Origin of the sequence: Gordonia sp. 852002-10350_SCH5691597, from assembly GCF_001665715.1 — a bacterium.
Lineage (GTDB): Bacteria > Actinomycetota > Actinomycetes > Mycobacteriales > Mycobacteriaceae > Gordonia > Gordonia sputi.
This window is the reverse complement of sequence record NZ_LZMO01000131.1, coordinates 56,907-66,890: the sequence shown is the minus strand read 5'-3', so window position 1 is coordinate 66,890 and position 9,984 is coordinate 56,907. Positions and strand designations below refer to the sequence as shown.

Below are 9,984 nucleotides of genomic sequence, written 5' to 3'. Positions count from 1 at the left end.
TGGAACTTCGAGAAGTTCGTCGTCGACGCCGATGGCCATGTGACCACTCGCATCCGCCCGCGCACCGAGCCGACCGACCCCGTCGTGATCGAGGCCATCGAAGCGGTGCTCTGACCGGGTCGATTCCACGACCGGGCCAACTTCACGCCAGGTCAACCCAGAATCGGCAAACCGCGACCGGAGAGTGCAGGTTGCGGGTTGAACGGTAAGGTGAGAGCCGTCGAAAATCCGTCGGCGTCTCGTCGAGCGGATGTCACGTGAGAAGAGGAGCGCTAGCCGATGGCACGAGTGGTGGTCGACGTGATGCCCAAGGCCGAAATCCTCGATCCGCAGGGGCAGGCCATCGTCGGAGCCCTCGGTCGGCTCGGATTCGACGGCGTCTCCGAGGTACGGCAGGGCAAGCGGTTCGAGCTCGAGGTCGACGACTCGGTCGACGACGTGACTCTCGGCCGCATCGCAGAAGAACTGCTCACCAACACGGTGATCGAGAACTTCACCGTCTCCCGCATCGCCGACTGACGGCACGAGATCGAGTCGAGTAGGACCACATGACTGCACGTATCGGTGTCATCACCTTCCCCGGAACCCTCGACGACGTCGACGCATCGCGTGCGGTGCGGATCGCGGGCGCCGAGGCCGTCGAACTCTGGCACGGCGACGCCGACCTCAAAGGGGTCGACGCCGTGATCGTTCCCGGCGGCTTCTCCTACGGCGACTATCTGCGTGCAGGCGCGATCGCCAAGTTCGCGCCAGTGATGGGCGCGGTGATCGAGGCGGCCGAGCGCGGAATGCCGGTTCTGGGAATCTGCAACGGTTTTCAGATCCTGTGCGAGGCGGGATTGCTGCCCGGTGCACTCACCCGCAACGAGGGTCTGCACTTCATCTGCCAGGACCAGTGGCTCAAGGTCGAGAACAACACGACGGCATGGACGTCGCGGTTCGACGCAGGCGCCGAGATTCTCATCCCGCTGAAGTCGGGCGAGGGTCGCTACGTCGCGCCGGAGCGCAAGCTCGAAGAACTCAAGGGTGAGGGCCTCGTCGTATTCACCTACGCCGGAAGCAATCCCAACGGATCGGTCCTCGACATCGCGGGCATCTCCAGCCCCAATGGACGCATCGTCGGACTCATGCCGCACCCCGAGCACGCGACCGAAGCGCTGACGGGCCCCAGTGACGACGGTCTCGGACTGTTCTACTCTGCGATCGACGCCGTACTCGCCAACGCCTGATCCCGATGCCCACCCCGTCGCTGGCAACGTCCGCCACAGCCGAGGGACTCGGTGAGTTCATCGACGCCTCACCGTCACCCTTCCATGTGTGCGCGACGGTCGCCGCCGAACTTGAATCCGCGGGATTCCAACGCCTTTTCGAGGATCAGGACTGGTCGACGGAGGAGAGCGATGCCTTCGAGGGCTTTGTCGACGACGCGGGCCGTCGGTTCTATGTCATTCGTGGTGGGTCGATCATCGCGTGGGATCTCGGTGACGGCGACGGGTTCCGGATCGTCGGCGGACACACCGACAGCCCCAATCTGCGGCTCAAGCAGAACCCCGACCGTGAATCAGCCGGGCTGGCAACGGTTGCGCTCGAACCCTACGGCGGTGCGTGGCTCAACTCGTGGCTCGATCGCGACCTCGGACTCTCGGGTCGGCTCGCCTATCGTGCGGACAGTGGTGTCAGCAGTGTACTGGTCAACGTCACCGAGCCGGTACTTCGCGTGCCCCAGTTGGCAATTCACCTCTCCGAAGACCGCAAGGGCGTCACGCTGAACCCCCAGCGACACGTCGACGCGATCTGGGGCGTCGACGCCGCGACCCCGATCCTGCAGTGGGTAGCCGAGTACGCGGGCATCGACGCCGACGCCCTGCTCGGGTGGGAGTTGATGACCCACGATGTCACGCCGTCGAGGCTCATCGGACCCGAGGACGAATTGCTCAGCGCCCCAAGGCTCGACAACCAGGGCACCTGCTACGCGGGACTGCATGCGCTGCTCGACGGTGAGCCGACGATCCACACGAGAGTTCTCGCGCTGTTCGACCACGAAGAGGTGGGCAGCGGCTCGGAGCGGGGCGCGGCATCGGACTTCTTGGCGACGACGCTGGAGCGAATCGTGTTGTCGCAGGGTGGTTCTCGCGACGATTATCTGAGGTCCATGGCATCGAGCGTATGCGTCTCGGGCGACATGGCGCACGCCACCCACCCGAACTACCCGGACCGGCACGAGCCGACGCACCGGATCGCGATCAACGGTGGACCGGTCCTCAAGGTCAATCAGAGTCTGCGGTATGCGTCGGATGCGTTGGGGGAGGCCATATTCGCTCTCGCCTGCAACACCGCCGGCGTGCCGATGCAGCGCTACATCCACCGCGCCGACCTGCCGTGCGGCTCGACGATCGGACCGATCACGGCAACGCGGACGGGACTGCTCACCATCGACGTCGGCGCTCCGCAACTGGCCATGCACAGCGCACGTGAACTTATGGGCGCAGCCGACGTTCCGATGTATTCTGCTGCGCTGCAGGCGTTTCTGAGTTCACCGGCCTGATCCCGTCGGCTGGATCCAACCCGCCGGGGCCACCCCTCACGCCCCGGCGGACGGTCGGTGTGCGCGTTCAGTAACTACGCGCGAAGCCGAGGACGTCGTTCACGTAGTCCATCGAGTTGTTGTACCGCAGAACGGCTGTCGCCTCGGACGCCTGGTTGCGCAGGTCGAGGTGTCCGTCGCACAGGTACCGCGCGGTCGTCAGCGCGGCGTCGAAGAGGTTCTGCGGGTCGATCTTGCCGTCGCCGTTTCCGTCTGCGCCATACTTCTCCCACGTGGCGGGGATGAACTGCATCGGTCCGACGGCGCGGTCGTGCACGGAGTCGCCGTCGAGGCGTCCACCGTCGGTGTCGGTGATGACCTGATTGCCCGCGAGCGAACCGTCGAGCACAGGTCCGAAGATCGGATTCTTCAACGTGCCGTCGGGCGTGGCGTCGCCCTCTTTGGCATGGTGGGATTCGACCTTGCCGATCCCGGCGATGAGTGTCCACGGGATACCGCAGGTCGGCTGGTCGTGGGTCATGGTGTCGGCGGCGTGGCGGTATGCCTCGAAGGCGACCTGCGGGACGGCGCCGTCGGTGACGCTGGCAGGAAGCGGTGGGGGAGGCGGCGGCGTCGCGGTCACCTTCTGGGTCGCGACGACCGGCTGCGCGGGTGCGGGCGCCTTCTTCGACGCCTCAGCGTCCTTCTGCGCGCTGGGAGCGGCAGCAGAGTGGGTGTGGGTCTGGCTCGATGTGGGGGCGCCCAGAGCTCCCTGGTCGGCATTGGCGCCCGCGGCAACAGTAAGGGCTCCGACGACAGGGATCAACGCGGCCCCGATCAGCGGTGCCCGCGACTTGGTGAGCGCGCGCGGCAGAATGGTCTGCCGCGGCTTCGAATGCTTACCCAAAACTGAACCTCGCACGTACGTCGGTGGATGTGCCGAAAGAGACCGTACATGCGGACGTGTCCTTACCGTTATCGCAGCGTTATCGAAAACTGAGTTGTCACTGAATGGCGGCTGCGACGTCGCTGGTCGTTACGGGAATGTTTCGTCGAGTGTGATGTCTGGCATACAAGGGCTTTAGGCCCTTGTTGATGCAAGGATTTTGGCAGTGCGTGGGAGCCCTCAGTTGGGTCGCAACACCGACAGCGAGGTGCCCTCGGTGAGCACGATGTAACCGTCGACGTCGGCTGCTCGCCCGAGGATCGGACGGGTCCAGGCGACCTTGCCCGCGGGGACGTCGAATGCGGTCAGTTGGCCGCTGCTGCCGAACACCAGATGATCGCCGGACGACCCGACACAGCTCAACAGGTCGAGATTGGTGTCGGGGTCGTCGATACTCGGCACGGGAATGGTTCCCAGGCGCTCGCCGTCGTCGAGTCGGTAGATCACTCGAGAGCGGTCCATTCGCGCGAAGGCGACCATCGATCCGCACGGGCGGGTGTTGGATTTCGAGAGGTTCGGGTCGGTGATCTGCCAGAGAGCATCCCCACGCGCTGGGTCACGTACCTGGTAGAAGCCCTGCGTCGCCTGCATGGAGGCGTCGCCGACGGTCGTCAGCACCGGAAGGGTCGACGGTCCCTCGACCACGTCGGCTTCCGCGGACTCCGACGTCGGGCGGCGGCTCGGGGTGCCACGGACCATGGCGTACGTGTCGACGGACTGCTCATCTCCGTCGCGGCGAATGACGGCTAGGCCCGTCGAGTAGGTCAGAATGTCGCACTGACGGCAGCGCAGCGAGTCCTTGCCGCGCGAATCGACGACGAATCGGCTGCCGTCGGCGGTCGAGATGATGAGCATGTCGTGGTCATAGGTCGCGTGCGCCGCAGACGCGAAGGTGCGACCCCAGACCCGCTTGCCCGTCGCGGTATGCATCGAGACTTCGTAACCCGCCTGATCGATGCGCACGAAGTTCGCGCCGACCCCGACCACCTGCGCGGTGTCGTCGAGTGCGGACTGCGCACCGACGCTGCCCGAATCGTCGACAAGATAGAAGCCGTCCGGTTGATCACCGAGCTTGATGGCGCAGCCGACATTCCCCGTGGCGTCGAACGCACACGAACCGAGCCCCGCGACGACAGGCTGCGACCACAGTGCGCGCCCGCTGTGGCGATCGACGAGTTCATAAGCGCGTCCGATGCCGCGCGGATACGAGAGCAACCACTGATCACCGCTGGTGTCGGCGACCTCGACGCTGCCGGTCTGGTTGTAGCCGGGCAGCGTCTCCGCCGACGCCGTCCACGCGACCTCTGGCTGATGCGTGTATCCGCGGAGCTGGGCATTCTCGTACGTCTGTGCGACCGAAGGGGTTCTGATGGACAACACGATCCCGACGGTCGCGACGAGCAGTGCGATCAACACCAGGGTGACCGTGCCGATTCCAAACGGCATGCGTTGCGCAACGTGCCTCACAGCGGAGCGGGCAGACATGGGCAACAGTCAATCACGGCCGCGTTGTGCGCCCTCCGGTCGACCGGCCCCGCGTGAGGCCACGCTCTCCCGAGTCAGGCGCCAGTCGTGGAAAGCGCGCCGCTGATCACGTCGGCGAGCGGCGTCGAGGAATGGCCTGCGAGGGTCTCGAGGTCGGTGGAATCGGAGTCGAGCTCACCGCGCGCGATGCCTGCGTCCGAGTCGGCGAGGACCTTCGCAAACGCCTCGGGGACACCGTTGCTGGTCAGGGCTGCTGCGAAGTCGGACTCGGGGAGGTCCTGGTAGTGCACATGACGGCCGCTCACCTTCGCCAGCGTGGCGGCGATGTCGCTGAGCGTCAGATGCTCCGAACCCGCGAGCTCGTAGATTTCGCCACCCTTGGCGTTGATCAGGGCCGACGCCGCTGCGTCTGCGTAGTCGGAACGCGAGGCGCCCGCCACCTTGCCGTCGCCCGCGCTGCCGTAGAGGTTTCCCGAGTCGATCGCGGCCGACGCGCCCGCGAGGTAGTTCTCCCAGTACCAACCGTTGCGCAGGAGCACGGTGGGGATTCCGCTCTCGGTGAGCAGTTGCTCGGTGGCCTGATGTTCCTCGGCGAGCGCCAAGGTGCTGGTGTCGGCGCGCAGGATGGAGGTGTAGGCGATCAGTCCCACCCCGGCTTCCTTTGCTGCGTCGATCACGTTGCGGTGCTGCGGGATTCGACGACCCACCTCGCTGCCGGACACCAGGAGCAGGCGGTCGACGCCCGCCAGTGCCGCGCGTAGTGTCTCGGGGGATTCGTAGTCGGCGACGCGGACGTTCACTCCCGCGTTCGACAGCGTGCTCGCCTTCTCCTCATCGCGCACGATCGCGACGATGTCGGCGACGTCGACGCCTGCGGCGCGCAGGCTCTCGGCGGCAAGTCCGCCGAGCTGGCCCGTTGCTCCGGTGATTGCGTAGGTGGTCATGTGATCTCCTGGTGTTCTGATGATCAAGCTGTCCATCTCATCGTGCACTTACTTTTCGTATAGTGCAACAGTTTCTAGAAGCGCTGGCTGTAATGTGCAGTACACTGAGACCATGACCAGGGCAGAAGACCGCTCGGCGCGTGACTCCGACATCGATCCGGCGCTAGAAGATCCGGCGCTCGAAGCCGACGTGTTCGCGCGGGATTGCGGATCGCGCGAAGTGCTGCAGAACGTGACGAGTCGCTGGGGCCTGCTCGCGCTCGGGGCCCTCTACGACGGCGACCTGCGGTTCAGTGCGCTGCGGCGTCGGGTGCAGGGTGTCAGCGAGCGGATGCTCTCGGTGACGCTGCAGACACTCGAGCGCGACGGATTCGTCAACCGCACTGTGCTGCAATCGATCCCGCCGAAGGTGGAGTACTCCCTGACCGATCTGGGGCGCGAGGTGGCCACTCGCCTGGTGGGTGTCATCGAACTGGTCGAGGGACATCTACCCGACGTCGAGCAGGCGCGCGAGCGCTACGACAGCCGCTGACGACGAAGTTGCGTGGGACCTACGGGGGCATTTTTGTACCCGTATGTCCCACGCAACTGTTCGGTGGCTCGCCTCAGAACAACTGCCCGAGGTAGAACTGCGCTCCCTGGTCGTCGGCGCATAGTGCCACGACTCCGTACGCCGCGCGGTCGGGCTCGGAGATCACCGAACCCCCCGCCGCGCGGACCCGCTCGACTGCGGCGTCGACGTCGTCGACGTTCCACATCGGGACTGCAACGTCGGAATCCGCTCCGCCCGCGATCCCGATCTGCGGGTGTGCGTTGTCGACCTCCCAGCCGTCGTCGATGCGTCCTGGCGTGAACGTCCAGCCCAGCGCGGTCCCGTAGAACTCGCGCAACCGTGCGCTGTCGCGGGTGTGCACCGTCAGATACGACATCTCGCCGACGCCGCGCGGATGCTGAGCCGCGCGCGGTTCGTCGGGCGCCGCGACATACACCGCGAACTCGACGCCCTGATCGTCGACGCAGTCGAGGCCGTGCCGGTCGTCGCGTGTCGTCCCGCCCGCCGCTTCGATTCGACGCCGCGCGGCGTCGAGGTCGTCGACCGCATAGGCGCAGAAGATCGTCTGCGGCCCAGACGTTTCCACCACCGCGGTGGGGTGGCTCGTGGTGGTCACCATGCGTCCCTCGTCGTCGAACTCCCAACCGAGGACCGCGCCGTAGAACGCGCGGGCGCGGGCGGCGTCGTGGGTGTTGACAGAGATGAAACCGATGTCGCCGTGGCGGATTCGCGCGGCAGGCGGCTCGCTCGTCGACGCCTGCGCCGCGAGCGTCGGACCGGTCAGCATCCATCGGTGCCCGAAGGGGTCGACGATGGTCGCGGTGCGAGTTCCGTGCGCCTCGTAGGGTTCTCGGGTCACTGCGGCTCCGCCCGTCGCGGTACGACGCAGAGCCTCGTCGGTGTCGTCGACGGCCAGCATGAGGCTGACCGATACCGCTCCGGGCTGCGGTCCACGCAACCCCATGTCGGGGAACTCCTCGGCCAGGTAGATCACTCCACCCCCGACCTCGAGTTCGGCATGTCCGATCGTGTTGTCGTCCATGAGGATCGGCTCACCACGCACGGTGGCGCCGAGGCGTTCGACGTACCAGTCGAGCGCAGAGCGCGCGTCGCGCACGGTGAGATAGGGCAGCGCACCCGGGCGTTCGACGAGCACCTGCGGTGCGGCCGCGTCGACCTCGGTGGCGGTCAGTTCGTGTTCGAGTTGGGCGGTGTCCATGTCGACTCCTTCGGGTAGAGACACTCCGCGCTCGAGTCGCCTGCGCAGTGCTTCGGCGAAATCGGGTGCGGGAGCGAGTGGTTCGTTCCAGCCCGGCGTCGTGGCGGCGCTCAGGACGCTGAGTGGGTCATGCGACGTCGTGTTCGCGTTGTCGGCGTTCATGCGATCACCCCTTCGCGGACTGGTTGAGCGGATAGGCCTCGCGGAATGCTCGCTTGGCCCTGGTGAGCAGCGCCTCAGTGGCGCCGACCGTACGACCGAGGATGTGCGCACAGTCGGCGACCGGTAGGTCGTCGACGTAGCGCAACGTCAACACCGCGCGGTTGATCGGTGAGAGTTGCGTCAGCGTCGCGTGCGCGACCATGCGGTCGAGGTGTGCATCCCATTCGTCGTCGACGAGTTCGGGGAGGTCGTCGACGGGTTCGGGTGTGCGCTGCGCCCGCCGCCAGTGATCGGCGAGCTTGTGCCGCGCGACGCCGATCAACCAGCCGACACTCGGTGAGCTGGCGGGATTGCGGCGCATCGTGTCCATCGCGGCCAGGAACGTCTCCGAGGTCACGTCTTCGGCGATCCGCCGATCCGAGCAGCGTCGAAAGACGTACCCGTAGACAGCGGGTAGCGCCTCGTCGTAGACCTCGAGAATGGCCTCGGGGCCGGTGTGTTCACCGCTCACACCACCATCATCGTCGGCGACAGCCGAAACCCGACGGCCGTTGGGGGAACTTTCTCCGCACAGCACACCGCCCCGCAGCGCGAACGCAGCGGGGCGGTGGTCGAGCCGGGTGGTCGGGGGATCAGTGGTGCGGCGGGAAGTGTCCGACGCGGACGATGTGGGTGCCGACGGTGTACGCCGTGACGAACGTCGGGCCGCCGCTCGTGCAGCAGAACGGGTCGGATGACTCGAGCCAGCGGTAGCGGACCGTCACCGAGTTCTTGGTGTACCCCGCGACGCTGGTGTACGAGTACGGCTCGGGGTCAACCGTGCCGATGAATCGGCCGTGCTTGAACAGCAGGACGCGTGACTGATAGGTGGCGTCGCCGATTCCGTTGCCGGTCACCAACATCCAGTCGAGGTTGCAGCCATTCTTGAGAGGGTTGTCGCCTGCGCTGTGGGGCGACCAGGTGCCGCCGTTGGCGTCGCGTCCGATTTTGGACAGCGACGACTGCGCCAGCGCGGAATTGATGTCGAAGCAGAGTCCGTGCCCGCTGCCGTAGGGTGGCGCGGCCGACGCGGAGCCCGAGCCGAGTGTGGTTGCGCCGAGCGTTCCTGCGATGAGACCGGCGAGGGTCAATGCGAGGACGACGAGGCGTCGGGTTTGATGGGAGATCTGTGTGGCGAGCGAGTGCATGGTGGTGCCTTTCGATCGAGGAACCAGCCGACGCTGGCCGCCGGCCGTGCGATCGGCCCGCTGTTGAGGTGATCGGTCGGCGTCGGGACAGTCGTTAGCGGGAGTCATTCATCGATGGGACGCCACCTCGGCCAGGTTGCCTCCGATGAGTCTTCGGCTGCGGGCCGGTCAGCACCTACATGGCAACCGCAACCATTTCCTCCATGCTCCTGTCCTCCGACGATCCGCAGCAGCTCGCGCGCTGGTACGCGACCGCATTCGAAGCCGAACCGACGTCGGCACCGGGCGGTCCTGACGGGCCGGGCTACACAATCGTCGAGCTCGACGGCTTCTACCTGATGTTCGACAAGCGCGACGACGTCTCGGGGCGCAACCCGCAGGGCGCGCGCACGCTGCTCAACGTCGAGGTCGACGATGCAGCCGCGACGGCCGCGCGCCTCGACGCCCTCGGCGCCACCTGGATCAGCCCGCTCGAAAACCGCGACGGCAACCAGTTCGCGACGGTCGAGGACCCCGACGGCAACTGGCTGCAACTCGTATCGCTCTCCGACGAGCACGAGGCGCAGATGAGTTATCCGACGTCGCCGTACTCCGGCTTCGCGGTTCGCGACACCGCAACGACCGGGCAGTTCTATCGTGACGTACTCGGCATGCGAGTCTTGCGATTCCCCATGGGGGACAACGACATTCTGGGTATCCGCATCAACCGCGGTACCACTGTCCTCGCCTATCCGAAGCCCGATCACCAACCCGCGACCTTCACCGTGCTCAACATCCCGGTGTCCGACCTGGCCAAGAGCATCGACGACCTGACCGCGCGCGGCGTCGAGTTCCTGCGCTACGACGGCTTTGAGCATGACGAGCGCGGCATCGTGCACGGCAACGGTGTCGGACCCGACATCGCCTGGTTCACCGACCCCTCGGGCAACGTGATTGCACTTGCGCAACGAGGCGAGCAATGATG

The 9,984-nt window shown here is 66.1% G+C and carries 11 protein-coding genes and 1 pseudogene; 6 read left to right on the top strand and 6 right to left on the bottom strand.

The genetic code is table 11. The annotated features are described in order from the left end of the window. The 4 genes and pseudogenes from A5777_RS10270 to A5777_RS10255 form a co-directional block, all read left to right on the top strand. A pseudogene (locus A5777_RS10270) lies at nt 1-114 on the top strand (glutathione peroxidase); the annotation flags it as partial. 165 nt (nt 115-279) lie between these two features. After that, on the top strand, nt 280-519 hold the full coding sequence (purS, locus tag A5777_RS10265) for a phosphoribosylformylglycinamidine synthase subunit PurS (RefSeq protein WP_005207443.1): 240 nt from the start codon (nt 280-282) through the stop codon (nt 517-519). Nucleotides 520-548: 29 nt separating this feature from the next. After that, nucleotides 549-1,229, top strand: coding sequence for a phosphoribosylformylglycinamidine synthase subunit PurQ (purQ, locus tag A5777_RS10260; protein WP_005207444.1), 681 nt, complete (start codon nt 549-551; stop codon nt 1,227-1,229). Between the two features lie 5 nt (nt 1,230-1,234). After that, nucleotides 1,235-2,545, top strand: a complete 1,311-nt coding sequence (locus A5777_RS10255; protein ID WP_064862581.1) for a M18 family aminopeptidase — start codon at nt 1,235-1,237, stop codon at nt 2,543-2,545. Between the two features lie 67 nt (nt 2,546-2,612). Here the strand turns inward: A5777_RS10255 and A5777_RS10250 are convergent, their stop codons facing one another. The 3 genes from A5777_RS10250 to A5777_RS10240 form a co-directional block, all read right to left on the bottom strand. Continuing rightward, on the bottom strand, nt 2,613-3,431 hold the full coding sequence (locus tag A5777_RS10250) for a lytic transglycosylase domain-containing protein (protein WP_064862580.1): 819 nt from the start codon (nt 3,429-3,431) through the stop codon (nt 2,613-2,615). Nucleotides 3,432-3,650: 219 nt separating this feature from the next. After that, nucleotides 3,651-4,955, bottom strand: a complete 1,305-nt coding sequence (locus A5777_RS10245) for a hypothetical protein (protein WP_064862579.1) — start codon at nt 4,953-4,955, stop codon at nt 3,651-3,653. 74 nt (nt 4,956-5,029) lie between these two features. Beyond that, on the bottom strand, nt 5,030-5,899 hold the full coding sequence (locus A5777_RS10240; protein WP_064862590.1) for an SDR family oxidoreductase: 870 nt from the start codon (nt 5,897-5,899) through the stop codon (nt 5,030-5,032). A gap of 112 nt (nt 5,900-6,011) precedes the next feature. Between A5777_RS10240 and A5777_RS10235 the strand changes: the two genes are divergently transcribed. Beyond that, complete coding sequence (locus A5777_RS10235; protein ID WP_064862589.1) at nt 6,012-6,431, top strand: winged helix-turn-helix transcriptional regulator; 420 nt, start codon at nt 6,012-6,014, stop codon at nt 6,429-6,431. Between the two features lie 73 nt (nt 6,432-6,504). On the opposite strand, the gene A5777_RS10230 is transcribed toward A5777_RS10235, so the two are convergent. The 3 genes from A5777_RS10230 to A5777_RS10220 all read right to left on the bottom strand — a co-directional run bounded on the left by A5777_RS10230 (nt 6,505) and on the right by A5777_RS10220 (nt 9,128). Continuing rightward, entirely contained in the window at nt 6,505-7,833 is a 1,329-nt protein-coding gene (locus A5777_RS10230; protein ID WP_064862578.1) for a VOC family protein, read from the bottom strand. A gap of 4 nt (nt 7,834-7,837) precedes the next feature. Beyond that, nucleotides 7,838-8,344 carry an RNA polymerase sigma factor gene (locus A5777_RS10225; RefSeq protein ID WP_064862577.1) on the bottom strand — a complete coding sequence of 169 codons (507 nt, stop codon included), beginning with the start codon at nt 8,342-8,344 and terminating at the stop codon, nt 7,838-7,840. A gap of 121 nt (nt 8,345-8,465) precedes the next feature. Next, on the bottom strand, nt 8,466-9,128 hold the full coding sequence (locus tag A5777_RS10220; RefSeq protein ID WP_442903032.1) for an LppP/LprE family lipoprotein: 663 nt from the start codon (nt 9,126-9,128) through the stop codon (nt 8,466-8,468). A 71-nt stretch (nt 9,129-9,199) separates the two neighbouring features. Here A5777_RS10220 and A5777_RS10215 point away from each other — a divergent pair, with 71 nt between their 5' ends. Next, nucleotides 9,200-9,982: a VOC family protein gene (locus A5777_RS10215; protein WP_064862576.1), complete on the top strand. Its 783-nt coding sequence runs from the start codon at nt 9,200-9,202 to the stop codon at nt 9,980-9,982. Nucleotides 9,983-9,984: the final 2 nt, after the last annotated feature.

Coding starts and splice junctions, on each gene's coding strand:
- A5777_RS10230 (WP_064862578.1), bottom strand. CDS start 7,833: ATGAACGCCGACAACGCGAACACGACGTCGCATGACCCACTCAGCGTC.
- A5777_RS10255 (WP_064862581.1), top strand. CDS start 1,235: ATGCCCACCCCGTCGCTGGCAACGTCCGCCACAGCCGAGGGACTCGGT.
- A5777_RS10240 (WP_064862590.1), bottom strand. CDS start 5,899: ATGACCACCTACGCAATCACCGGAGCAACGGGCCAGCTCGGCGGACTT.
- purQ (WP_005207444.1), top strand. CDS start 549: ATGACTGCACGTATCGGTGTCATCACCTTCCCCGGAACCCTCGACGAC.
- A5777_RS10215 (WP_064862576.1), top strand. CDS start 9,200: ATGGCAACCGCAACCATTTCCTCCATGCTCCTGTCCTCCGACGATCCG.
- A5777_RS10245 (WP_064862579.1), bottom strand. CDS start 4,955: ATGTCTGCCCGCTCCGCTGTGAGGCACGTTGCGCAACGCATGCCGTTT.
- A5777_RS10235 (WP_064862589.1), top strand. CDS start 6,012: ATGACCAGGGCAGAAGACCGCTCGGCGCGTGACTCCGACATCGATCCG.
- purS (WP_005207443.1), top strand. CDS start 280: ATGGCACGAGTGGTGGTCGACGTGATGCCCAAGGCCGAAATCCTCGAT.
- A5777_RS10220 (WP_442903032.1), bottom strand. CDS start 9,128: ATGACTCCCGCTAACGACTGTCCCGACGCCGACCGATCACCTCAACAG.